This is a genomic window from Planococcus wigleyi (assembly GCF_014836985.1).
Taxonomy (GTDB): Bacteria; Bacillota; Bacilli; order Bacillales_A; family Planococcaceae; genus Planococcus; species Planococcus notacanthi.
On record NZ_JACSPU010000001.1, the window covers coordinates 1000770 to 1024628 of the forward strand.

Here is a 23859-nt window from a genome sequence, read left to right on the forward strand (position 1 = left end):
AAGCGGAAGGTCATCAAAAGCAAAACGAGCCCACTTTGGAAATTCGAGGGGAGATTTCTTTACGCAACTCAAGAATGGCAATAAACTTTAAGTAATGAGGAAGCTGACATTAGAATTCAAGCTATAAAGGACAAGTATTTCAGACCATAGAGCTGGCAATAACGTCAAAATGAATGCGCTATTCTTTTGGCGTTATTTTGTGGATGAATGAAGTTTGAGTCCTTGCAAAAAATGGAAAGTGAAAAAAACAGGCTTACTTGAATAGATCAAGTAGGCCTGCTTTGTGTTTCTTTATTTATTCTTTTCTTCCATTCACGGCACCACACGAGATCAAGAAATTTCAACAGGTTTGCTGGTTTCTTTTCCTTGTCCCAACGAAGGGCTTTTCCATACATACGTTAAGGCGATGCCGACTCCAAGTACGATGGTCGCAAAATAGAACGGGTAGTTCAAATCGATATCGAACAGGATCCCGCCGATAATCGGACCAAAAATATTGCCGATGCTCGTAAACATGGAGTTCATTCCCCCAGCAAATCCTTGCTCGTTTCCGGCAATCCGGGACAGATATGTAGTGACGGCAGGGCGCATCAGGTCAAAACCGACAAACACCACCATCGTCACCAGCAGGATTGACCAATAGCTGTTGACGAAAGTCATAATGAACACCAAGATGGTCGACACCAATAGGCTGTAGCGGATCAACCGGATTTCGCCGAGCCATTGAGTCAGCCGGTTGAACAAGCCAACCTGGAAAATTACGCCGACTATAGCGCCGAGTGAAATGATGATGGCGATGTCCATCGCGGTAAAGCCGAACTTATGGTCGACAAACAGCGCAAACAGCGATTCGAATGCGGCCAGACCAAATGACGAAATGAGGATGACCATGAACGCAATGAAGTACATGGGTGAAAAGATCTTTTTAAATCCTGATTTCGGAATCGCCTGATGTTTTTCCTCCACTTCGTATATCCGTTCCGGCTCTTTTAATGTAATCAACGATAGAATGGTCGCAAATAAACCGAAGCCAGCTGCAAAGAAGAAAGGAAGCCGTGTACTGATATCAGCCAGGAAGCCGCCGATCCCCGGGCCGATGATGAAGCCGGTGGAAATGGCCGCAGACATATAGCCTAAAGCTTTCGGGCGCGTACTGCTGGTCGTGATGTCTGCAATGAAGGCGGTCACAGCCGGCATGATGAATGCGGCACTGACGCCTCCGAGAATCCGGGAAAGAAACAGGACTTCAACTGTTTCACCGATGCCGAACAGAAATTCCGAAATGCTGAAGATAAGCAATCCGATAATAATCATGGGCTTGCGTCCGATATTATCGACCCATCGTCCAGCGATCGGCGAAACAATCAGCTGGGCTAAAGCAAAAGCAGAAACCATGTAACCGACGACGGTTCCTGAAATGTCCAATTCGTTCATAATGGTCGGTGTAACCGGGATGACCAGGCCAATTCCTAAAAATGCGATAAATAGATTAAGCAATAATGTGGATAAAACTAATTTATTTGTTTTCATGTGGTGATCTCCTTAGTATATTCGTGCCTGATGAGTCGTAATGGTTTGGATTAGAAGGAAACCACTCAGTTTAATGAATGAAAGATTCAAATCAAGAGTCTGCATGACGAGAATCTGGTGATTTACTTGCGCAAGCCGCGCCAAAAGATCGGCCAAACAGCCTGTAGGCGGCTTTCATAGCGGTCCATGCCGCTATAGACCAATTCAGTCATCGTTCCTTCTGTTACCGTCAAATAGGCTAATGCCGCATTTGAAAAATCCTCTGAATGTAAAACTTTTTCTTGTCGGTCCCGCTCACGCAATAGACGGGTTAAGTGGCGATGCATGCTGTCAAAAAAAGGGTTGAAAAATTCGCCAACTTCTTTTTCCAGTCTGAGTGGCGGGAAATAAGCAACTCGCAAGATGAAGTTCATTCGTTCGTTGTCCTGGCTTTCTTTGGCGAACCAATTGAAATAACCATAAAGGATGGATTCCAACGGTTCATCTCTTACGGAATTAAAATAGGCTGCCAAGTGGCTTTTTTGTGTATTTAACGAATACTGAAGTGCAGAAAGGAATAAATCGTCTTTTCCTTTGTAATGAGCATAAATCGATGGCTTCTTGATGCCAACTTCCTCGGCAATTTTGCTGAGCGAAGCGCCTTCAAAGCCTTCTTTTGCAAAATGGCCGACGGCAGTTTGAAGAATATGGTCAGCTTTCATTTTTTCACCTTCCTAACGGTCGTTAGGATATAATCTCATGTGCTCTTTCTTTTGTCAAACCTTCTTTCTTGGCATTTTTATGTCCATTCCATCTTCCTTGAGAAGCTTGATGGGGGTCAAGGCGAAGAAACTGCCCTAGAGCTATGCTGAAGGGAGAGGTGAGTTTATGAAAAAGATACTGTGCTTGGTGTTTCTTCTGGCAATGATGACAGCCTGTGGCAGAGAACCGTTGATGAAGACATTGGCCGATCCGTCTCCTGATCAACTGCTGCATTCGAGTGAGGCGGGATTATCCATGCATCTTGAAAAGGCGCGATACCAAAAATCGTCCATTGTTATTGGAATGGAACTCGAAAACGACAGTGGACAGGATTTTGGGTATGGTGACTATGTATATATCGAGTTGAAACAGCAGGACGGCTGGCATCTCCTGACCCATTCAGACGCTGTATTCATCAACAATCCCGACTTCAATGATTTTGGCCATGTACTGCAGGCGGGAACTAAAACGGAGATGGAATTTTCGATAGAAGGATTGGGGATTGAACTGGCTCCTGGTGAGTACCGGATCGTTAAAACGTTCTTATCGCAAGATGTACCTTATTTCGAGATTTCCTTGGCGTCACCATTTCGTGTCGAATAGTTCCTCGCAATAAAACGTCTATTCAGCGCCTGCAAAGGCATAGAATAGACGTTTTCTATGATGTGCTGCGACCGAACACCGTGTCATCAATACAGAAGATGGCCTGTTCCTGCATTGCCGCCTTTGGTGATGTCATGCGGCCGTAGATGTGTTTTTTCAGAATGCCGATAAAAACTAGTGTCGACGGCAGCTTTGACTTTCCAAATCATCCAGATTCCGAACAGTACCTGCAGAATGACCAGTACCAGGTAAAGCGGATTGGATAAGGTTTCTGTGATGACAAAGAAGAGGGCCAGCAGGACAGCCTGAGCAATAACGAATCTTCCCGCCCTTAACACCACCGAGACAAAGAGGATCAGAAGCCCGATAATCAAAATTGCTTGATGTTCCTGCATTAGAGAGCTGAAGGTGAAGTCTGTAGAGAAAGGTGAAATCCACTGAACTGCATTCATTTTATGTCTCCTCCTTGTTCGGATATTTCAACTGGCTGGACTGAAGGGGTGGGCTGGTATTTTTCTTTCAGCTTCAGATGAGCTTCCGTATACTTTGGATCGACTGTGCCTCCGCTTAATCCTTCGTCAATCATACGATCTATTTCCTGGATGCAATCACAATTTACGGGGTGTTGAGTTTTCATTTTTACTTCCTCCTCATATTATCTAAATTGACTTTCCTTAAGTAGTTCCATAAATCAAAAAATCCCGGCTTTTCTGGTTGCGGCGGAATTTGTTGTCAGATCCTGAAACTCCTCAGCCAGTTTTTTGATGGATTGCAGATCTTCTTCATCGGGTGACAGGTCCACTTTGACGGAATGCTGGATGACCCGGGCGTTCTGCTGTTTAAATTCCGCTTTCATCAAGTCAACCGCTGCACAGAATTCGTCATAAGCCGTATCTCCTGAACCGAAAACCCCAACGACTTTCCCGGTAAGGTCGACAGTCCGCAGAGTATCGCAAAAGATATCCGTTTCAAAGGGAAGGTCCCCGTCATCATACGTATAGGTGCCGAAAAGAATGCCGTCATACTGAAGAAGGCGCTGGGGATCCATGTCTCCCATTTCGATATTTTCCATGGTCGTTTCACAGACTGTCGGGTCCAGGTACTTTTCTATTAAATCGGCTATTTCTTCTGTATTCCCGGTAGAACTAGCATAAAGGATAAGAACTTGAATCATAGCGAACACTCCTGTTCTTAACTTTCTTTCTACATTCAGCTTACCGGAAAACCCGATAAAAAAACTTGATGCACATCAAGTCGATTGATTTGTCTGGCGTTTTTTTCAAAAATCAACCAAATAAAAAAGCCAAGAAAAATGATTGCTGTTTCTTGGCTTTTGTTCTGCTGTTTCTTAGTGAAGGATGAAGAAAACTCTATAGGTGGATGCGTCTCTTTAACGGAATGCCAGCTGTTAAGCGACAACTGGGTAGCCTAGTTTCTCAATGACTGCCTTCAAGTCTTCCGGTGCTACTTTGTCTTCGTCATAAACGGCTTTTACTTTACTGGAATTGAACAACACCTTCACTTCCTCAACGCCATTTATTTTCCCTACTTTTCCTTCGATTTTTTTGATGCAGGAAGGGCAAGTCAGCGGTTCTAATTGGAATTTAACTGTGGTCATTTCAATCACTCCTTTGTTTTTCTAATTTCAGTATAATGTCTCCAGTCAGTTCATTCCTTGACCTGCATCAAGATGTGAAATGAAAAACGGGTTAAAGAGCCGTTGAGAATAATAGGTGGAAAAGCCCTTGTTCGAATCGTTGCAGTCTATTCTCTATTGAATGTGATTTCATTTACCAAACCCCATTTCTATAGAAGATCCACTCACCAAATGTATGAGAAAACAAAAAAGGCATTAATTTTCAATCGTAAACTGCAATTGCTTGACGGGGGTCAAGTACTAAAAAAATAATCCGGTTTATTATAGAAGTATAAAGAAAAGCATCACGCACGAGGAATATGTTTGTAATTTCGAAACTAATGAAAGAGGAGTTGAAGAGCGATGTTTGCATTTATTCACAAGCACAAAAAAACGATGACATTCGGAGCCGGTTTCTTGCTGATGCTCGCCTTGGCTTTGAATAGTGGAGGTTTTCATGAGTTGCGCCAGCTCACATTGATCCTCGCGACGGTCATTGCGGGAATTCCAATTGCCATCAAAGCGTTTCAGGCATTAAGGATGAAAGCCTTCAGCATCGAGCTGCTGGTGACAATCGCTGTTATCGGGGCGTTGTTTATCGGGGAATACGTGGAATCCGCAGTTGTGACATTCCTGTTCCTGTTCGGAGATTATCTGGAAGCCCGTACATTGGAAAAAACGCGGTCTTCTTTAAAAGGTTTAGTGGATATGGCACCACAGGAAGCGAATATCATCCGGAATGGCGTCAATGTAACTGTGCCGGTAGAAGAAGTGGCCAAAGGAGATCATGTCATCATCCGGACCGGCGGCAAAGTGCCGGTGGACGGCAAAATCCTCACTGGACATGCGTTATTGAATGAAGCGGCCATTACAGGAGAATCAGTCCCGGCATCCAAAAAAATAGGGGACAAAGTGTTCAGCAGTACAGTCATCGATACTGGCTACATCGAAATTATCGCCGAAAAAGTGGGAGATGACACCACATTCGCGAAAATCATCGAATTGGTGGAAGAAGCGCAGGAATCAAAATCGAAAACCGAAAAATTCCTGAACAAATTTGCGAATATCTATACACCTGCAGTAGTGCTGTTATCGATAGTTGTTTATATACTGACCAGAGATCTTCATCTCGCCATTACGTTTCTCGTCATTGCCTGTCCCGGTGCATTGATCATCGGCGCACCGGTCTCCAGTGTAGCGGGCATCGGCAACGGAGCGAAGAACGGTGTTTTGGTCAAAGGCGGGGAAGTGATGGATCGGTTTTCAAAAGTTGATGCACTGGTCTTCGATAAAACCGGTACATTGACGAAAGGGAAACCGGAAGTGACAGAGATCAAAGTCTTTCATTCTTATAATGAACAGGAATTGCTTCAATGGGTGGCGCAGGCGGAAATGGTGTCTGAACACCATCTTGGCCAAACAATTGTCAAAGAAGCGAAAGCACGGAATATGGACTTTGGCCAAGAACCGGAAAACGTAGAAGTCACCAAAGGCAACGGGTTGGTGGCTAAAGTAGGAGAGCGGGTTTTGGCGATTGGGAACCGGAAACTGATGAAAGCGAAAAACATCTCCATCCCGGCGGAAACAGAAAGTTATGCGGTAGGGCGTGAAAAATCCGGAAATACTGCCATCTTTGCAGCAGTAGACGGGAAAGTGGCCGGCATCTTTTCGATCGCCGACCAAATCCGCGAAGACGCAGCGCCAGCGCTCGCTCAAATGAGAAAAAACGGCGTCAAGAAAATCGTCATGCTGACGGGTGATAATCAGCATACGGCCGAGCTGGTCGCCACAGCTTTAGGGCTGGATGAATTCCATGCCGAGTTGCTTCCGGAAGACAAAGTGGCTTTCGTAAACCAATTAAAAAAACAAGGTTATGTAGTCGCAATGGCAGGAGATGGGGTCAACGATGCCCCGGCGATCGCTACAGCGGATATCGGACTGGCGATGGGAGAAGGCGGCACCGATATTTCAATGGAAACCGCGGATGTCGTGTTGATGGCTGACAAACTGATGCAGTTCTCGCATGCCTATTCATTGTCAAAAGCAACGATCCGCAACATGAAACAAAATACTTTCTTTGCAGTCGGCATTGTGGCGGTCCTGTTGGCCGGTGTGCTGACGGGATCCATCCACTTGGCTTCCGGCATGTTCATCCATGAAGCGAGCGTTCTCATCGTCATCTTGAACGCCATGAGACTGATGGGCTTTAACTACAAAAAAATAAAAACTGGGAAATATTTGAAACCGGCCAATGCCGGGATTTAAAACACAGATTCACCGGTAGGAAAGCCTATGGCAAATTGAATTTTAGACAGGAAAAAGCCGACTGTTTCCAATTGGACAGTCGGCTTTGAATTAGTATGATTATCTTCCGCCCAACAAATCGAACAACCCGCCTGCAGCACTGCCTTCACCTTGCGAGCGGCCGGCAGGGTTTTGGGGAGCGGCTGCGAATACGCGGCTCGCCAGACGGCTGAATGGCATTGACTGGATCCAGACACTGCCCGGTCCACGAAGCGTAGCGAAGAACAACCCTTCGCCGCCGAACAAAGCAGTTTTGATGCCGGGAACGGTTTCGATATTATAGTCGACGTCGCCCGTCATCGCGACCAGGCAGCCGGTATCGACGCGCAGCACTTCGCCTTTTTGGAGATTTTTTCGGTAAATGGTGCCGCCTGCATGGACGAACGCTAAGCCGTCGCCTTCAAGTTTCTGCATGATGAATCCTTCTCCGCCAAAAAAGCCGGCACCGAGTTTGCGCTGAAATTCAACGCCGATGGACACGCCTTTTGCCGCTGCCAGGAAGGAATCTTTTTGGCAGATGATTTTGCCGTTCAGTACGCTCAAGTCCATCGGAATGATTTTGCCGGGATAAGGGGCCGCAAAAGACACATGGCGTTTTCCGGTCCCGTTATTGGTGAAGGCCGTCATAAACAGGCTCTCACCGGTGATGATGCGTTTTCCTGCACCCATCAGTTTGCCCATCAAGCCGCTGCCGCCGGAACTTTTGGAGCCGTCCCCAAAAATGGTTTCCATGGCGATGCCATCTTCCATCATCATCAAGGCACCCGCTTCTGCAATGACGGTTTCGGATGGATCCAGTTCCACTTCTACGAACTGCATATCGTCCCCATGAAGCTTAAAATCGATTTCATGATTATTCATTTTTTATTCCTCCTCGGTTTATTATATAAGTTGAACTAAGAATCATCGCCTGCTGATATTCCTCAAACCAGCTCCGCTTTCCTACGGGCTTGCGCCGAAATCCCGCGGGAGTCTCCGCTGGTTTGCTCCATATCTTTTATGTATACAGTGGTAATTTGAAAGCTGGTTTCTATCGTTCAACTTATATGGATATGTTATATAATGAATACGTCTAAAGAGCTGGAAAGTTTCATTAATTTGGGGCAGGAAAAAATAATAAGGAATGGAGCTGGATATGATGAATGCAGAGGATTGGATCACCCATTTGGATATGGCTGCGCACCCGGAGGGCGGATATTTCAAACAGTCTTTCGTCTCGCCTGAAAAAATCAGCCTGGATACGCATCCCGCCGAACGGAATTTGTATACCAGCATTTACTTTCTGCTAAGGTCGCAGGATGTTTCCCATTTCCACCGGCTGAAGTCTGATGAACTGTGGTATTTCCACGCGGGGCAGACCACTACGGTGCATATTCTCGATGTTCAAGGGAATTACAGGGCAGAAAAATTAGGCTTGGATATAGCAGCGGGGGAACGGCCGCAGGTTTTAGTCGAGAAGGGCAGTATTTTCGGTTCGACTGTGGAGGCGGATGAGGCTTTTTCACTGGTAGGCTGCATGGTTTCGCCTGGATTTGACTTTGCGGACTTTGAATTGTTGCTGCAGGCGGAGCTGCTTGAACAGTTTCCGGATCAGGAACCCATCATCCGGAAATTGGCATATAAAAAATTGCCAGACACTCTATCAGGTCGGTAGGATAAATGCTAGACTTGTGGAAGACAAAGCAAAAGGGTGAGGGAGAACAATGGGGAGTAGTTTATTGATTTTAATTATTGCAGTGGCGATTTTTGTGGGCATCGCCTCCAAGAAATTCTATGACCGGCCGTATATTGTGAACTTCGGCATCGCGGTCATGATGGCACTTCTGGTCATCCAGACTTTCCAAATGACACCGATCGGCGGGCTTGGCTATGCCGCGATCATTCTCTGTTCGATCGCGTTTGTGTTCCAGCTGGTAATGGGGATTAAGAATTTAAAAACAGTCTCGCAATAGCAAAAAATACGTGTGTAATTAATTGGTTTAGTTTGGAGTCGCTAAATACGAAATGTCTTTTGAATGTATATTATTGAGCACCGCTTTTAGCGGTGTTTTTTTGATGCTATCTATTAGGGATTCACGGTGTACTGTAAACTGGCTGAAGTAATAAGGTCCTGAAATAAATTTGATGTGTAACTTTTGGGATTAATAGCCGACTAAATGATATAGAGATAGTCAGTTATGCAATTGAAGTCGAGACTAAGTCTTTCTCCCATTAAATCTGTTGTTTATAGTTGACTGTCTAGGTACTGAAAAAGGAGGGGTTCTTTGAAGAAATTAATCTTTATTCTATTTATTATCTCTCTAATCTTAATGCCTAAACCCGGTTTTACTTTATCGTGTGTGGAGCCTTCTCCGCCAGATATTGCTTTCGATGAATACGATGCAGTGATAATAGGAATAGTAGTAAACATCAAAGAGAACCACAATGAAAAAATTTTAACAATAGCTGTTGATACAAGCTTTAAAGGTGTAGACGAAAACTTTATTACAGTAAAAGAAGATATCACTTGGGGGTCAAGTAAACTGAATAAAGGTTACTTGTATTATCTTAATAAAGAAGGAGAGAACTGGATACATCCACTTTGTTCTCCGACAACAGATCATACCTATATAGCAGAGGAATTTTTTGCTGATAAAGAAACAATCACTTTACAGAATGTCGAGGTTGACGAAAATGGGTCGGAATATGGGATTTTTGTTGCTCTTTTGGCAGTAATAGTTGTGATTGTATTAACACTTCTTTTGATAAAAAAAAGAAAAAAGAAATAATTTATTGAGTTGCTGCTTTAATTGGAAACCAGAATTTTGATTTCTAAATAAGAAAGAGAAATACAGAAAAAGCTAATTTATAAATAGAGATGCACAATCAAAATTTTGATTGTTCATCTCTTTCAGGGTGACACTGCGTTTTTGTAAACCAAAACCAAATGATTATGAATGTGTTATTCAAATGGTTCTTCATTAGAGAAAGGGTAACTCATAACCGGTTTAATGCATCCTCGATGTCCTGCTCTCCAGAAATGATTTCAAATGTTTTATTGTAAGTATGTTCATTCGCCAAAGCATGCAAAAGGACACTGGCGACATCTTCCCGGGGAATTTCACCGGAATCCAAGTTCTCAGTCGCTAGAATTTTGCCGGTTCCCGGATCGTTTGTCAAAAGGCCGGGACGGATGATGGTATAGACCAACCCGCTGGCGCGCAGAATGTTATCCGCGTGGTGTTTGGCTACATAATAATGGGCCATATCTTCTTTCCACATTTCCCGTTTATCAGCATTGATGGCGCTGATCATCAGAAATCGCTCTGTGCCTGTTTGTTCAGCAGCTTCAATTGTTTTTGCAGCGCCGTCCAAATCGATCAGCAAAGTTTTGTCCGCGCCGGTTCCGCCGCCGCTGCCGGCAGTGAATACGACAGCGTCGCAATCTTTCATAGCGTCTGCAATCTCCTCAACACTGCCTTCTAAGCTCGTTAATACGGATTCAACACCGAGACTATTGAAAAAACTGATTTGCTCTTCTTTGCGGATCATTGCTTTGGGCGTGTGTTCTTCACTGTCCGCCAGCATTTTTACAAAATGCCTACCGATTTGTCCGTTTGCCCCGACTACCAACACTTTCATCCTGATCAACCCCTCTGCAATTTTCTTCTCTTTTCCATCATATATACCCTAACAGATCTATTTCAAGCAAATGGGGCTTTTATTAAATCTGAAAAATGCCAATATGAAGAAAAGGGGACTTTCTTCTCAAGTTAAGTTTAGTATAATGGGAGATATCTCAATGATTTTACTGCTACTGATTTTAGGAGGAAGACAATGAACCCGACCACAGAATCAAAGACGATAAAGATGAAGGAGACTGCTCGCAAAAGAGAAACACCACCGGATTTCTCCCAGTTTAAAGGGGAGAGATTGGACAAAGAACCGAGCCGTTTTCTCGAAATAATGGGACATGCGGTATGGTTTTGCGTAGGTGCTGCTGTTTTAATGGCAATGATTTTTTCCTTGTTTTATTTCGTTTAACTTGAAAAGGGGGACTATTGGATGATTCGTTATCCTGCTACTACTTTCAAAACAATCGGCATTACAGCACCATCATCAGGGGTGGGGAAAGAACAGCATCATCTGCTGGAGCAGGCCATTGCCCGCCAACAACAAAATGGCTTCGATATAAAAACCGGGAAGACGGCCTGGACACAAGAGTTTGCCAAATCGGCTCCTGCCAAAAAGCGGGCGGCTGAATTCATGGACATGATGAATGATCCGGGAATCGATTTCATTTTCCCGCCATGGGGCGGTGAATTGCTGATTGAAATGCTGGAGTATGTAGACTTCTCCCAAATCCAGCCGAAATGGGTGCTCGGGTACTCGGATCTCAGTGTCTTGCTGCTGGCCATTACTTTAAAAACGGGAATAGCCACAGCGCACGGAACGAACATCGTGGATCTGCGGGGCGAAAAAAGTGACGAAACGACGCGGCAGTGGCTGACAGTTCTTCAAACCGAGGCGGGGAAATCCGTTTCTCAGCATTCTTCGGCGCTTTATCAGAAGGAATGGAATCATTCGAATCCATCGCCAGTCGTCTATCACCTGACGGAACCGACCGAATGGAAAACGGTTTCCGGCAACGAGGAAAACTTTGCAGGCCGCCTGTTGGGCGGGTGTATCGATGTCGTCCGGCACATCATCGGCACGCCATACGGGGGAGTACCAGCTTTTCGGGAACAGCATATTCCGGGAGAACAGGTTGTCTGGTTCCTGGAGAATTGTGAAATGTCCGTTGCGGACTTGAAACGTTCGCTGACACAAATGAAATATGCCGGCTGGTTCGACAATTGTGCGGGCATTTTATTTGGAAGAAGTGCAGCGAATGAGCCGGTCGAAGGCTATACCGCCGAAAAAATGTACCAGGATCTTGCAGAAGACCTCAATCTGCCGATTGCCTATGATATCGATTTAGGCCATATGCCCCCGCAAATCACTTTTGTTAACGGCGCTTATGCAGAAATCCGAGTCGCCGACGGCAAAGGAACAGTGGAGCAGGAATTCAGGTGAAAAGGATGTCTGTACATGGAGATAAGAAAGCTCAATGCCAATGACGCACAACTTTATTACGATTTACGGATTGAAGCATTAACAAACAGCCCGGATGTTTTCGCTACTAGGCTGGAAGATGCAGTGAAAAGACCGGTAGAACAGACGGCAGAGAGCTTGGCCTTGGAACATGCCGTCACTTTTGGTGCATTTGCAGATGGGGATTTATGCGGTAACGTCACTTTACTGCGCAACACCGCGCCTAAGATGGACCACCGGGCATCGGTCGTGGCGGTCTATGTAACGCCTTCAGCAAGAGGCAAAGGCATAGCGCGGCGATTGATGCAGCAACTCCTTGATTATGCGGCTGGTTGGCAAGGGCTGGAGCGGCTGGACCTGATGGTTGCTAGTGAAAATCTGCAGGCGATCGAATTGTACGAGAAGCTTGGCTTTGAAAAATACGGAACAGAAATCCGTGCCATGAAAATCGGCGAGAAGTACATCGATGAAGACATGATGGTAAAGTTTATCTGATTGATTTTGGAGCTTGCTGTCAAGCCTGTCCATTTTTGTGATAAATCCGGCTGTATTTAAAGCATTCATTCGAAATAGAGCTGCTGGACACCAATCAGCACCGCCAATAAGTGCTGGAGAGATGAAAGAAGGGTATCGGCACAACGCCGATACCCTTCTTGCTATTCATTCAATTTGTAAAGCTTGTCATCGCCGTCTGCCGGAGTGCCGCGCCCATCGGTATTATTGGAAATGAAGTAAAGCGAGTCGCCATCCGAAAAGACATCCCGCACACGCCCGAAGCCTTCAATCGAATCCGTCACTTCGGCACTTTCCGGATCCAGCACGTTAATCGCGGTTCCGCGGAGGGCTGCTACGTAAAGAGAACCGTTGTGGATGTCGATGCCGCTCGGAGCCCATGTCTCATCGGAACCCGTTGTGAAGAACGGCGACACCATGCCTTCTTCAGACGCGTCACCTTCAATGGCCGGCCAACCGTAATTATGGCCTTCTTCGATGATATTGATTTCATCATTCGCTGATTGGCCATGTTCAGAAGCATACATGGTATCTCCGTCCCAAGTGATTCCCTGCGGATTGCGATGGCCGTGCGAATAAATCTCGAATTCATCCAAGTTGTTCAATTTCAATAGTTTGCCGTTGACGGAAGCAAGGTCCTGGGCAAGGTCAGGTGTGGAAGCATCGCCGACCGTTGCGAAAAGAGTGCCATTTTCATCCAGCTCGAGTCTGCCGCCATGATGGACATTGCCTGTCGGAATTCCTTCTAAAAGCACTTCGTTTTCCCGCCACTGTCCATTGTCCAACTGCATGGTGACGATTTTATTGTAGTCATTGCCATCGCGTTCGTAGACATAATAACCATACGCTTCCTGGCTTTCATCAAAATCCTGTTTTAACACAAAGCCCAGAAATCCGGCTTCGGCTGCGCTGGAAAGAGAGTCCGAAAAGCTGACTTTCTGCCGTGTAAGTGCGCCTTCTTCATCTATATAGGCAACAGTGCCTGCACGTTCTGAAATATAAAATTCATCACCGGTTTTATTGATTGCCCAAGGTGCCTCAAGTCCTGTCGCTATTTCATCGAAAGGAGCCGTCGCTTCTTCCGGATTGGGTGCGGCATTGTTGCAGCCTGCCAGCAGCAATAGGATAATTGAGGGAGTCCATATTTTTTTCACAAAGAAAACCTCCTTTTTTCCATGATAAATGAAGAGCCAGCTGATAGGAAATAATTAAGCGAAGAAGGTGAATCCATGCCATTGTTGAAAGACGTCAAAGAACAAGAAGAAATCCGAAAGAAACAAAACCTGATCCGCATCATCACCTGGGTCATCGTCGCCATCGTTTTGGTGCTGGTCTGGTATTTCACGAAATAGTCTTCCGCCATAACAAATCCAGCGTATTTCTAAAGATTTTTTAAACAAAAAAACCTTAAACAGCTCAAGGCTGTTCAAGGTCAGTGCCAGCTTAGGCTGGCTTTTTTTTCGTCTGCAGCAATTCGATGATCACCAATCCGAGTGCAATACCCAATAGGATGTTGATGATTAACGGATCCAAATACTGGTCACGGAAAATCGTTGCCACAGTCAGTATGTAAAAAGCCGCTTGTGTGATTTTGGCAATGGGTGGAATGGCATCTTTCGGATAGCGGATGCGCGCCAGTTGGAACACAAGAAATGCCACCAGCAGCACCAAATAATACGGCCATGACAAGACCTCAACCACGTTGTTGATCACCGCGAAAACCAGCAGCGGAATAAAATAAAACAAAACCGATTTCACCATTCAAGCCTCTTTTCCACTTATTTTTTCGTGTTGTCCTGCTGTTTGCGTGCTACAAGCAAGTACAGGTTGTAGATGGAGAATATCACGGCAACCGTGACGATCAGGACCGAAATCATCGGATAGACAGAGACTCCGTTTTGCATCATTTCAATGATTCGTGTATAGACGATCCACGGACCGATGACCAAAATGAAAATATCGAGTGCAGTGCCAAGTTTAGTTCTCATAAAGTTCCTCCAATAAAAGATGATAGGTTAATCTTATCAGACTTTGCCGGCTGAGTATGCATAGAAACCAAAGCAGCCGCCCTCAAAAATGAGAACGGCCGCCACAAGATGGACAGATTATTTATGAGCGCGAAGTTCCGTACGGGCAAGGGCGTCCGCTGCCCGGTTCTGTGAGTCCGGAATCCATTTGATAAAGCAGAAATCGAAGTAGTCGCCGATTTCCAATGCTTGTGCCAACAATGGCTTGAACTTCGGATTTTTGATCGAGCCTCTTTCAAAAGCATCCACCGTCACCTGTGAATCGGACTTGATGGAGACCATGCCCGAAGTCAGGCCCTTCGCCAGTTCCAATCCTTTTACCAGTGCAGTGAATTCTGCCGTATGATTGTCCATTTCACCCACATATTCGCTCCAGTGGATCAAATGGCCTTCACCTCTAATGAAAACACCAACTGCGCTGACTTGCGGAGAACCTGCAGTCGCCGCATCCACAAAAACTTCCAGCATAGAATCACCTACTTTTCATCAATGGGTTTGATTGCTTTCGCAAGGTAGCCGAACGGCGTTGACATAATAGAGACGACAAATTTAAGGACGTACGTCGAAATGAAAATTTGAAGCCAGACATCGAACGGGAACACGCCCCAGAAAGCAATGGAAGTGAAAATTAAGGTATCCAGCAACTGACTGGTCAAAGTCGATCCATTGTTGCGGATCCAAAATTGGCTGTCTTTCGGGAACATTCTGCGCAGCGCGCTGAAAATGATGACATCCAAATGCTGGCTGGTGAGATAGGCCACCATGCTGCCGATGGCAATTTGCGGAATCAGTCCGAATACGGTTTCCAGTGAACCTTGTGCAAAATCACTTTCAGCCGGTATGAACTTGATGCCGAATTGCATGACGAGCACCATGATAAGCAGGGAAGAAAAACCGAGCCACACTGCTTTTTTGGCTTCTTTCTTGCCGTACTTTTCGTTCAGGATATCGGTTGCCAGGAAAGTCGAGGCATACAGGCTGTTGCCCAATGTAGCCGTCAAACCGATGATTTCAATGGTTTTGGTCACTTGGATATTGGCCAGCACCGTGGAAATAGCCACCCAGGCGAACAATCCTGTCTTTCCGAAAAATTTATACATGATCAATAAAAGTACAAAGTTGAACAAGGCAAAGCCCAGTCCCCAAAATTCATTAAACAAAAAAACTTCCTCCTTAGTTTTGGTAAAGCGGGAATTTGCGAACCGCTTGGTACCGTAAAAAATGTCCTCAGTCAGTATAACTATTGTTGGAATAAAAGACAAATGCGTAGTAGAATGAGGAAATGACGATTTTCTAAGAGGTGACAAAGTGAAAAAAGTTTCGATTATCAATGAAATTGACGAAATGCTGACTACATATTGTGAAGGCTGCTTTGTGAAAACCCAACTTCGCAAAGATGAAGGGAAGACTGCTGCCCACCGTTTTTGCATCAGCAATTGCACGGTCGGAACGCAGCTGCAGTTTCTCGGAAACGAACTCAATAAAGTCGGTACCGGCGATAAATAAAAATAGGGGATTCGATTCTTTCCCAAAAATAAAAAGCAGGGACGGAAAATTCCGTCCCTGCTTTTGTTTATTTTTTATTCTGATTCGATTTGAATAACATTTGCAGCCTGTGGTCCGCGGTTGCCGTCAATAATTTCAAATGACACGGGCTTGCCTTCCGTCAATGTCCGAAACCCATCGCCCTGAATGCCTGTAAAATGGACAAATACATCATCACCATCATTATACTCAATAAAACCGTAACCTTTTTCTGAGTTAAACCATTTCACTGTACCCTGGTGCATGCGAGTTCCCCCTATTATTGAGTATGCCATGGACCCATAGACGCCATGTTATGGATGGCTATACTATACATGAAGCCTATGGAAACGTCAATAATCGTTGGGAATACAGGCATTTTGAGGAGCTTTCAGGTTATAATAGAAGAAACAAGCGATTGGAGCGGAAGCATGGAACTGGAAAAAATAGAGCGATGCCAGAACGAAGTAAAGAAAATCTATGATTTGTTTGATGCGAGCCATGACTGGCAGCATATTGAGCGCGTCATGAAAAATGCCAAAACGATTCTGGAACAGGAGTCAGCAGATGCCTTCATTGTTGAACTGGCAGTGCTGCTGCACGATGTATCGGATCCGAAATACAAAAAACCTGAGGAAGATTTGGAAAGTGATATCCTGGATCGTCTGGAACTTCGGGACGATCAGCGCCATCACATTCAGGAAGTGATCGGTTCAGTGTCCTTTAAAGGCGGCAACGGCAAGCCGGCATCGAGCATTGAAGCGAAAATCGTCCAGGATGCGGACCGTTTGGATGCCATTGGGGCAATCGGCATTGCGCGTGCGTTTGCGTATGGCGGCGCAAAAGGACGGAAGTTGTACGATTGGCACGAAAAAGCACGCACCGAAATGACGGAACAGGAATACCGGAATGCACCAACCAGCAGCGTCACGCATTTCTATGAAAAGCTATTGCTGCTGAAAGATCAAATGACTACGGAAACTGGTAAGCAGATGGCTGAAGAACGCCATGAATTTATGCTATCCTTTTTAAAGCAACTTCAAACAGAAACGGATGGGAATAAATGAGCCACTTAAATATTTCGAAATTAACCAAAACAGTAGGAGCCAAAACATTATTCAAAGACGTCGAATTTTCATTGTATCCAGGAGAACGTGCCGGCTTGATCGGCGTCAACGGAACAGGGAAATCGACTTTGATGTCCATTTTGGCAGGAACGATGGACGCTGATAGCGTTGTTATGGACCATCCGAAAAAATACCGGATTACGTATTTGATGCAGGAACCTGAATTCGACGAGTCATTGACAGTACTCGAAACGGTGTTCTCAGGAGACTCACCGCTATTGGCTTTAAACCGTGCCTATGAGAATGCTTTGAAAAATATGATGATTGATCCAAGTTCCACACAATTGCAGGATGAATTGATGGAGATCCAGGAAAAAATGGAACAGGACAACGCATGGGACATCAATGCTCTGGCAAAAACAGCCTTGTCGAAACTGGGGATCGATATGTACGACCAAGTCGTCAGCGAATTGTCAGGCGGACAGCGGAAACGCGTGGCGCTTGCTAAAGCGTTGATCGAACCGGCTGACTTGATCCTGCTGGACGAGCCGACCAACCATTTGGACGCAGTTTCAACAGAATGGCTGCAGGAAACATTGCTGCGCATGGATTCAGCGATGCTTTTCGTTACGCATGACCGCTACTTCCTGGATGCTGTCTCGACCCATATATTCGAGATTGCTGACCAAACTATGTATACACATAAAGGGAACTACGGCGATTACCTGGAAAACAAAGCCATACGCGACGAAATGAACGCATCGTCCCAGCAAAAACTCGAAAACCGTTTCCGTTCAGAATTGAAATGGATTCGCCGCGGAGCGAAAGCGCGTTCCACCAAGCAAAAGGCGCGTATTCAGCGTTTTGATGAAATCAAAGAAAGCGTCCAAAAAGAAAACGACAATACGTCTCTTGAACTGTCGATGCAAAGCCAACGCCTCGGCAAGAAAATCATTGAAGGCAAGAATATGGGCGTCGCTTATGGCGACAAGCAGATTTTCAGCGGCTTTGATTTCCTTCTGCAGGGTGGAGACCGCATCGGAATCGTCGGGCCAAACGGCGCCGGCAAATCCACTTTGATGAAAATGCTGGCTGGAGAATTGGAACCGACTACTGGCCAGATGGAATACGGCAGCACCGTTAAAATTGCTCACTTTACGCAGCATTTGCCTGAAATGGACGAATCGCAGCGGATGATTGAATACATTCAGGAGACATCAAGTGATTTTGAAGCGGAAAAAGGAGTCCGCCTGTCCGCAACTCAAATGCTTGAACGCTTCTTGTTCCCGTCGAACGGCCATGGCACGCAAATCGGCAAATTGTCCGGGGGCGAGCGCAAACGCTTGTACTTATTGAAGCTATTGATGGAACAACCAAATATCCTGTTCCTCGATGAGCCGACTAACGACCTGGACATCCAGACGCTTTCTGTTCTGGAAGATTTCCTCGAAAACTTCCCGGGTGTCGTCATCACCATTTCGCATGATCGCTTTTTCCTTGACCGCATTGCGCGGAAACTATGGACGACTGGCACTGGCCAAATAGAAGAATACCAAGGTTTGTATTCCGAATTCATTAAAGAAAAAAACAATCCGGTGGCTCTGGCTGAGCAGGAGCTTGTTGAAAAGATTGGAGCTGACCCTGTAGAGCCGGCGAAGCCGAAAAAGAAGATGAGCTACAAAGAACAACAGGAGTACGATGGCATCCTGGACAAGATAGCAGAAGCGGAAGAAAAAATCGAAAAACGCGAAGAAGAAATGGCGGCGGCAGGAGCAGATTACGACAAATTGGCGAAACTGACTCAGGAAGTCAATGAACTGACAGCCGAATACGATACATTGATTGAACGCTGGACCTATCTTCAGGAAATTGCGGAAGCATGATCTACTAATTGCAGGAGGGATTTTTTGTGAAAATCATTACCATTGAACCGACACCAAGCCCGAATACGATGAAAGTGATCATCGATCAGGAATTGCCGTTTGGCAAAAGCCATAATTACCATAAAGACAATTTGGAAGGCGCTCCAAAAGAAGTTCAGGAGCTGCTGAAGATTGACGGGGTAAAAGGTGTTTATCACGTGGCTGACTTTTTGGCAGTCGAACGCATTTCAAAGTTTGACTGGGAATCGATTTTGGCACAAGTCCGCAATGTCTTCGGTGAAGATCGTGAACATTCGAGCGAAGAAATCGAGTTGGATGAGCATTACGGCGAGGTTTATGTGCATGTTCAGGAGTTCAAAGGAATTCCCCTTCAAGTAAAAGTCTTTGATAACAGCTCTGAAGAACGCTTTGGCATGCCTGAACGCTTTATCACTGCGATGAAGCTGGTCATGGACCCGACAGAGGAAAATTACCTGCTTCAGCGCAAATGGGCTGATTACGGTGTCCGTTACGGCGATAAAGGTGAAATCGGGAAGAGCATGGTGGAAGAACTAGAAGCCGCTTATCCACAGGAGCGTTTAGATGCGTTGACTGCAAAAGAAGACACGGAACAGGCCGAATCGGCACCGCGTGGACGGAGAATTACAGTTGACGAATTCAATGCCCCTGACTGGGAGACCCGTTTCCAGCTGCTTGATCAGATGATTGAAGCGGATATCGACGACCTGCAGTTGCTGTCTTTGGCATTGGATGATGAAAAAATGTCCATTCGCCGCCAGGCTGCCATCTTCCTAGGTGATATCGATGATAAAGCTGTAGTGCCTTACGTTGAACGCGCCATGAAAGACAAGAGCTGGGCTGTTCGCAGAACGGCTGGCGACACCATCAGTGATTTAGGTTTTGAAGAATTTGAACCAATCATGATGGAGACGTTAAGAGATAAAAACAAACTGGTTCGCTGGAGAGCTGCCATGTTCCTTTACGAAACAGGCACAGAAGCCGCGTTGCCGGCCCTGAAACAGGCAGAGGACGACCCTGAGTTTGAAGTGAAGCTTCAGATCAAGATGGCCATTGCACGAATCGAACAAGGCGAAGATGCCAAAGGTTCAGTTTGGAAACAAATGACTGAAGCCAGACAGGCAATGAAAGAAGAATAAAGTGAATGGCCGGTGACTGAAAAGTCGCCGGCCTTTTTTTGATTTTCAGCTTGCTGGATAAAATTAATGTTTCCAAGAGTCCATTAAGAGGTAAAGTGCTGTTAACCGACAGAAAAAAGGGAGTCATCATTTACTAGGAGGAATTGAAAATGGAAAACAGCGTCTATTCAATGGAGATTTTATATAGCGGAAAGTATGAATCGTGGGAGTTTGAAGACCGCCATAAACGCGATGAATTTTATCGGAAAGTGGTCAAGCAATTCGATGGCCAGAAAGTGAAAGGACAGGAAGAGGATGTGGAAGATACGCAAATTGTCCAGTTGTCTTCCAACAACGTGGAAATCAAAGAAGATGGAAAATACGATCAGGATACATCCTATGAATGGTTTGAGTACGATATCTTCAGCCAGATGCTTGATTTCATCAATAAGGAATATGACAAGCTAGATAAGTTGAAGAAATAATGCAATATAGTCGATATTCCGCAAAACAGCTGCGCTTGCCGGGGGCTCGCGCTGAACTAACTCGGGCTAAATGCCCGAGTGGATTTCAGCACTTCGCTTGATCCCCAAGGCGTCTTCGCTGTTTTGCTCCATATCTTTAGAGATTTCTCTCCAGGCAGGCGCGGCTCCTGAATGGACGGGAGCTTTGTTCATAGTGCCAGAGATTTTATATGCTATCTCTCTAGTTCGACTTATATAGGATAAATTTTAAAAAAGAGGGAAGGTGGAAGAACATGAGACTGAACAAAGAACAACTGGAAATCATTGCGAAAACATTAAATGACAAAGGTGTCAGCAAGGTTTGTTCTGCTTGCGGAACAAAAGATCCGGTCATCGTCGATGAATTGCTGTTTCTGGGTAAATCAACGTCCGGAAAATTTCCGGTGATCGTCACAGGATGCGGCCATTGCGGCATGACGCAGAACTTCGCAGTCAATAGGTTGGTGCCAGAGCTATTCAACAATATTCTTCCTGAACAGCAAAATTGAACAAGAAACTGAATGCTGCCTGAGAAGGCAGCATTTTTATGTTGAGAACAACTGGTATAGGTGTCTTGACTATTATTTGTTTAATCATTAATGGGTATTTAAAACTACTTTATACGACTAAATAGACAAAAACGGTACTTTAAGAGAAAAATATTAATAAATATTAGGTCCATGTATACGTTTAAAGATGATAAGTTTATGATATCTTTTAAGTATACATAGGAGGGTTTCAGTTGAATCTTACAGTCAATGGCATTGTATTAAATGAAAAAAGAAGCTCGTTGATCATTAAAGAGCTTTTACGGGAAACGAGTGCAGAGCATCCCCAGGATGTGGAAGAATATTTAAAAGAATACACGGTAGAAGAAAACGGGACTACCCTTACTCTTCGCCCACCTACTGCTGAAGGCATCCAAATCTCATTATTCAAGTCATCCTGAGGGATGGCTCTTTAATTTGACTACTATAGAGTAAATGGAAAGTAGGAGAACCGCCGCTTTAAAGGTTCTTTTCAAAGTTTCTTAAATGCTGTATATTGGTTAGAGAAAAGAGTGATGATATGGGCAGTGCAGTATTTCCAGCGAAGAAGAAAAAAATAGAAGCAATGATCAAAAAATATGGCGAAGACATGACGTGGCATGTGTTCAAAACGAATTTTAAAGAAGATTATCCAGAAGATTGGGCACTGATTAATGCCGCTTTTGAAAGCTACCAAAAAAACACCAAACGAGGCAAGAATCATCCGATGCCGCATCCGGATAAATACTTGAAGAATTTATATGCCAGTTTTTCAACTAAATAATTTCCCGAAAGAGCGTCCTTATGGGCGCTCTTTTTCTTTTGAAAACTAGTTGGCGGAGTGAGAAAAAATGGTATAGTTGGGGTAATAAGTAACGGAGTCAGGAGGAGAACTGGTAGGCAAATGAAACGATATAAAATCTGGGAGGATTAGCCATGGCCATCAACGCTGCTGAATCAAAAACACAACGATTTTTGAAAGATTGGAGTTTATTCGAAAAGAGTTGGCTTCTCATTTTCACTGCCATTAATATCTATTTGTTTTTTGCTTGGGACGACACGCTCCTTGGGCTTATCAGTTCTTTAAGCGGTATGTTGTGCGTCTTGCTGGTTGCAAAAGGGAAGATCAGCAATTATTACTTCGGGATCATCCAAACCTCTACATACGCGTACATTTCTTTTACCTACGGGTTATACGGGGAAGCGATGCTCAACGGACTTTTCTATTTCCCGATCCAATTTATCGGGCTCTATTTATGGCATCGCAACACCATCAGGAACAAAGACAGTGTGCAGGGTGAAGACGTCATCGTCAAAACCATGAAAATGAGTTCTTGGCTTTATACCGTAATTGCGATTATTGTAGGAACGGTTTTATATGCGATTTTGCTCCAGGCGATCGGCGGACGGTCTGTCGGACTGGATTCTGCAACGAATGTGTTGTCTGTTACAGCCCAGATTTTGATGCTGAAGCGATTTGCGGAGCAATGGCTGTTCTGGATTTTGGTCAACATTCTTTCTATCGCCTTGTGGGTCATCACTCTCGATTCAACTGGCGGCAACGACTATACATTGGTGGTAATGTGGACCGCATTTTTGTTTAACTCGATGTATGGTTATTACAACTGGAGAAAGATGGCCAAAAAGCAAGGGCTGGAAGAAGGAGCTGTTTAACGAGTGATAGCAAAAGTTGGAATGTATGGCGGCAAGTTTTTGATTATCCATCAAGGGCATGTCAGTGCCATGATCCGTGCCAGTACAATGGTAGAGGAATTGCACATCATCTTGACGCATGACGAGGACTATGAGCGGGAATTTTATTTCAAGGGGACGACCATGAAGCCCATTCCCTTTCATCAGCGGCTTCGCTGGTGGAACGAACTCACAAAAGACCTGCCGCATGTTAAAGTGCATGCTGTTGCAGAAAAACAGACAGGCGAATTCTACGACTGGGAGAAGGGTGCTGTCGGCATCAAAGCAGCAATTGGAAAAGAAATCGATGTGGTCTTCAGTTCTGAACATGCCTATGGCGACCATTTCGAAAAGCTTTATCCAGGTGCGAAGCACGTCGTCCTGGATGCGGAGCGCCGGACCTATCCGATCTCGGCCACGCAGATACGCGAAGAAGGCGCGATGAAACATTGGGCGATTATCCCGCATGTGGTTCAGCCTTATTTTGTCCGGACCGTTGTCATAGTGGGAACCGAAAGCGCCGGCAAGTCGACCTTGGTCAAGAACCTGGCAAACCTGTACAACACCAGCTATGTGGAAGAATACGGGCGCAAATTCTATGACCATATCGGTGCCGAAATCGCCATCGAATCCGATTTCCCGAAAATCGCATTTGAGCATAAATACCACGAAACAGAACAGGCCAAACGCGCCAACAAACTGCTCTTTATCGACACAGAAGCGAACGTCACCCAGTATTTCTCGTGGGCATATCTGGGTTATGAGCAACCGGTCTTAGACCAAGTCGCAGCCCTGCAAAATTATGACCTGTGGCTTTTCCTTGAGCCGGATGTGAAATGGGTGGATGACGGCACCCGGTTGTTCGGCGAACAGACGATTCGGGAGCGCAACAACGATTATTTAAAAGCCATACTGGATCGCCAAAATATCACCTACTATTCCATTAGCGGGAATTATCACGAACGTCTGGAACAGGCGATCGAGCTGGTTGATGAAGTTTTGGAGGAGAAGCTTTATGGGGAAATAAATGAATAAAGTCTATTGGATACAGGTTGAGGGTGAGAGCTCTTGGCTTGTGTCTTTTTTTGTGGAGAGGGATA

General features: G+C 45.2%; 33 protein-coding genes. 19 read left to right on the top strand and 14 right to left on the bottom strand.

Going from position 1 to position 23859, the window contains the following annotated elements:
- Positions 1–330: 330 nt before the first annotated feature.
- Both H9630_RS04735 and H9630_RS04740 read right to left on the bottom strand, forming a co-directional pair.
- Positions 331–1530 (bottom strand): MFS transporter, encoded by a 1200-nt coding sequence (locus tag H9630_RS04735; protein ID WP_191714309.1) that lies wholly within the window; start codon positions 1528–1530, stop codon positions 331–333.
- A 122-nt stretch (positions 1531–1652) separates the two neighbouring features.
- On the bottom strand, positions 1653–2231 hold the full coding sequence (locus tag H9630_RS04740) for a TetR/AcrR family transcriptional regulator (protein WP_191714310.1): 579 nt from the start codon (positions 2229–2231) through the stop codon (positions 1653–1655).
- Positions 2232–2397: 166 nt separating this feature from the next.
- Between H9630_RS04740 and H9630_RS04745 the strand changes: the two genes are divergently transcribed.
- Positions 2398–2874 (top strand): immunoglobulin-like domain-containing protein, encoded by a 477-nt coding sequence (locus H9630_RS04745; protein WP_191714311.1) that lies wholly within the window; start codon positions 2398–2400, stop codon positions 2872–2874.
- An 86-nt stretch (positions 2875–2960) separates the two neighbouring features.
- Here H9630_RS04745 and H9630_RS04750 read toward each other — a convergent pair whose 3' ends face one another.
- The 4 genes from H9630_RS04750 to H9630_RS04765 all read right to left on the bottom strand — a co-directional run bounded on the left by H9630_RS04750 (position 2961) and on the right by H9630_RS04765 (position 4492).
- Entirely contained in the window at positions 2961–3326 is a 366-nt protein-coding gene (locus H9630_RS04750; RefSeq protein WP_191714312.1) for a hypothetical protein, read from the bottom strand.
- Positions 3323–3511 carry a hypothetical protein gene (locus H9630_RS04755; RefSeq protein WP_191714313.1) on the bottom strand — a complete coding sequence of 63 codons (189 nt, stop codon included), beginning with the start codon at positions 3509–3511 and terminating at the stop codon, positions 3323–3325. Before H9630_RS04755 ends, H9630_RS04750 begins: the two co-directional genes overlap by 4 nt.
- A 54-nt stretch (positions 3512–3565) precedes the next feature.
- Positions 3566–4048, bottom strand: coding sequence for a flavodoxin (locus H9630_RS04760; protein ID WP_191714314.1), 483 nt, complete (start codon positions 4046–4048; stop codon positions 3566–3568).
- 234 nt (positions 4049–4282) lie between these two features.
- Positions 4283–4492, bottom strand: coding sequence for a heavy-metal-associated domain-containing protein (locus H9630_RS04765; RefSeq protein WP_191714315.1), 210 nt, complete (start codon positions 4490–4492; stop codon positions 4283–4285).
- A 381-nt stretch (positions 4493–4873) separates the two neighbouring features.
- Between H9630_RS04765 and H9630_RS04770 the strand changes: the two genes are divergently transcribed.
- Entirely contained in the window at positions 4874–6775 is a 1902-nt protein-coding gene (locus H9630_RS04770) for a heavy metal translocating P-type ATPase (RefSeq protein ID WP_191714316.1), read from the top strand.
- A gap of 99 nt (positions 6776–6874) precedes the next feature.
- On the opposite strand, the gene H9630_RS04775 is transcribed toward H9630_RS04770, so the two are convergent.
- On the bottom strand, positions 6875–7675 hold the full coding sequence (locus H9630_RS04775; protein ID WP_191714317.1) for a TIGR00266 family protein: 801 nt from the start codon (positions 7673–7675) through the stop codon (positions 6875–6877).
- 277 nt (positions 7676–7952) lie between these two features.
- Between H9630_RS04775 and H9630_RS04780 the strand changes: the two genes are divergently transcribed.
- From H9630_RS04780 to H9630_RS04790, 3 genes are all read left to right on the top strand, one after another.
- A complete protein-coding gene (locus tag H9630_RS04780) occupies positions 7953–8468 on the top strand; it encodes a cupin domain-containing protein (RefSeq protein ID WP_191714513.1) in 516 nt (171 codons plus the stop codon).
- Between the two features lie 49 nt (positions 8469–8517).
- On the top strand, positions 8518–8766 hold the full coding sequence (locus tag H9630_RS04785; protein ID WP_191714318.1) for a hypothetical protein: 249 nt from the start codon (positions 8518–8520) through the stop codon (positions 8764–8766).
- A gap of 312 nt (positions 8767–9078) precedes the next feature.
- Positions 9079–9582, top strand: a complete 504-nt coding sequence (locus H9630_RS04790) for a hypothetical protein (RefSeq protein ID WP_191714319.1) — start codon at positions 9079–9081, stop codon at positions 9580–9582.
- Between the two features lie 208 nt (positions 9583–9790).
- Here the strand turns inward: H9630_RS04790 and H9630_RS04795 are convergent, their stop codons facing one another.
- A complete protein-coding gene (locus H9630_RS04795) occupies positions 9791–10435 on the bottom strand; it encodes an SDR family oxidoreductase (protein ID WP_191714320.1) in 645 nt (214 codons plus the stop codon).
- A gap of 195 nt (positions 10436–10630) precedes the next feature.
- Here H9630_RS04795 and H9630_RS04800 point away from each other — a divergent pair, with 195 nt between their 5' ends.
- Genes H9630_RS04800 through H9630_RS04810 form a run of 3 tightly spaced genes read left to right on the top strand, consistent with a single transcriptional unit; the run spans position 10631 to position 12382 of the window.
- Positions 10631–10837 carry a hypothetical protein gene (locus H9630_RS04800; RefSeq protein ID WP_191714321.1) on the top strand — a complete coding sequence of 69 codons (207 nt, stop codon included), beginning with the start codon at positions 10631–10633 and terminating at the stop codon, positions 10835–10837.
- Positions 10838–10858: 21 nt separating this feature from the next.
- A complete protein-coding gene (locus H9630_RS04805; protein WP_191714322.1) occupies positions 10859–11869 on the top strand; it encodes a S66 family peptidase in 1011 nt (336 codons plus the stop codon).
- Between the two features lie 15 nt (positions 11870–11884).
- The gene (locus H9630_RS04810) at positions 11885–12382 is read left to right on the top strand and encodes a GNAT family N-acetyltransferase (protein WP_191714323.1); all 498 of its coding nucleotides are present in this window, start codon (positions 11885–11887) and stop codon (positions 12380–12382) included.
- A gap of 161 nt (positions 12383–12543) precedes the next feature.
- Here H9630_RS04810 and H9630_RS04815 read toward each other — a convergent pair whose 3' ends face one another.
- On the bottom strand, positions 12544–13554 hold the full coding sequence (locus H9630_RS04815) for a PQQ-dependent sugar dehydrogenase (protein WP_191714324.1): 1011 nt from the start codon (positions 13552–13554) through the stop codon (positions 12544–12546).
- A gap of 75 nt (positions 13555–13629) precedes the next feature.
- Here H9630_RS04815 and H9630_RS18865 point away from each other — a divergent pair, with 75 nt between their 5' ends.
- Positions 13630–13752 (top strand): hypothetical protein, encoded by a 123-nt coding sequence (locus H9630_RS18865; protein ID WP_263615926.1) that lies wholly within the window; start codon positions 13630–13632, stop codon positions 13750–13752.
- A 91-nt stretch (positions 13753–13843) separates the two neighbouring features.
- Here the strand turns inward: H9630_RS18865 and H9630_RS04820 are convergent, their stop codons facing one another.
- The 4 genes from H9630_RS04820 to H9630_RS04835 form a co-directional block, all read right to left on the bottom strand.
- Complete coding sequence (locus H9630_RS04820; protein ID WP_225218339.1) at positions 13844–14161, bottom strand: hypothetical protein; 318 nt, start codon at positions 14159–14161, stop codon at positions 13844–13846.
- A 17-nt stretch (positions 14162–14178) separates the two neighbouring features.
- A complete protein-coding gene (locus tag H9630_RS04825) occupies positions 14179–14388 on the bottom strand; it encodes a hypothetical protein (protein ID WP_191714325.1) in 210 nt (69 codons plus the stop codon).
- A 117-nt stretch (positions 14389–14505) separates the two neighbouring features.
- Positions 14506–14895 carry a ribonuclease HI family protein gene (locus H9630_RS04830; protein WP_191714326.1) on the bottom strand — a complete coding sequence of 130 codons (390 nt, stop codon included), beginning with the start codon at positions 14893–14895 and terminating at the stop codon, positions 14506–14508.
- Positions 14896–14903: 8 nt separating this feature from the next.
- Positions 14904–15587 (bottom strand): queuosine precursor transporter, encoded by a 684-nt coding sequence (locus H9630_RS04835; protein ID WP_191714327.1) that lies wholly within the window; start codon positions 15585–15587, stop codon positions 14904–14906.
- Between the two features lie 148 nt (positions 15588–15735).
- Here H9630_RS04835 and H9630_RS04840 point away from each other — a divergent pair, with 148 nt between their 5' ends.
- On the top strand, positions 15736–15933 hold the full coding sequence (locus H9630_RS04840) for a zinc-finger domain-containing protein (protein ID WP_006829962.1): 198 nt from the start codon (positions 15736–15738) through the stop codon (positions 15931–15933).
- 74 nt (positions 15934–16007) lie between these two features.
- Here the strand turns inward: H9630_RS04840 and H9630_RS04845 are convergent, their stop codons facing one another.
- Entirely contained in the window at positions 16008–16217 is a 210-nt protein-coding gene (locus H9630_RS04845; protein ID WP_191714328.1) for a cold-shock protein, read from the bottom strand.
- 165 nt (positions 16218–16382) lie between these two features.
- Here H9630_RS04845 and H9630_RS04850 point away from each other — a divergent pair, with 165 nt between their 5' ends.
- The 9 genes from H9630_RS04850 to nadR all read left to right on the top strand — a co-directional run bounded on the left by H9630_RS04850 (position 16383) and on the right by nadR (position 23794).
- A complete protein-coding gene (locus H9630_RS04850) occupies positions 16383–17018 on the top strand; it encodes an HD domain-containing protein (protein WP_191714329.1) in 636 nt (211 codons plus the stop codon).
- A complete protein-coding gene (locus H9630_RS04855; RefSeq protein WP_191714330.1) occupies positions 17015–18901 on the top strand; it encodes an ABC-F family ATP-binding cassette domain-containing protein in 1887 nt (628 codons plus the stop codon). Before H9630_RS04850 ends, H9630_RS04855 begins: the two co-directional genes overlap by 4 nt.
- 26 nt (positions 18902–18927) lie before the next feature.
- A complete protein-coding gene (locus H9630_RS04860; protein WP_191714331.1) occupies positions 18928–20058 on the top strand; it encodes a conserved virulence factor C family protein in 1131 nt (376 codons plus the stop codon).
- 149 nt (positions 20059–20207) lie between these two features.
- Positions 20208–20522, top strand: a complete 315-nt coding sequence (locus tag H9630_RS04865; protein WP_191714332.1) for a hypothetical protein — start codon at positions 20208–20210, stop codon at positions 20520–20522.
- Between the two features lie 272 nt (positions 20523–20794).
- The gene (locus H9630_RS04870) at positions 20795–21049 is read left to right on the top strand and encodes a hypothetical protein (protein WP_191714333.1); all 255 of its coding nucleotides are present in this window, start codon (positions 20795–20797) and stop codon (positions 21047–21049) included.
- Between the two features lie 233 nt (positions 21050–21282).
- Positions 21283–21489, top strand: coding sequence for a hypothetical protein (locus tag H9630_RS04875; protein ID WP_191714334.1), 207 nt, complete (start codon positions 21283–21285; stop codon positions 21487–21489).
- 119 nt (positions 21490–21608) lie between these two features.
- Positions 21609–21851: a hypothetical protein gene (locus tag H9630_RS04880; RefSeq protein WP_191714335.1), complete on the top strand. Its 243-nt coding sequence runs from the start codon at positions 21609–21611 to the stop codon at positions 21849–21851.
- A gap of 152 nt (positions 21852–22003) precedes the next feature.
- Positions 22004–22741: a nicotinamide riboside transporter PnuC gene (gene pnuC, locus H9630_RS04885; protein WP_191714336.1), complete on the top strand. Its 738-nt coding sequence runs from the start codon at positions 22004–22006 to the stop codon at positions 22739–22741.
- Between the two features lie 3 nt (positions 22742–22744).
- A complete protein-coding gene (nadR, locus tag H9630_RS04890) occupies positions 22745–23794 on the top strand; it encodes a multifunctional transcriptional regulator/nicotinamide-nucleotide adenylyltransferase/ribosylnicotinamide kinase NadR (protein WP_318247978.1) in 1050 nt (349 codons plus the stop codon).
- Positions 23795–23859: the final 65 nt, after the last annotated feature.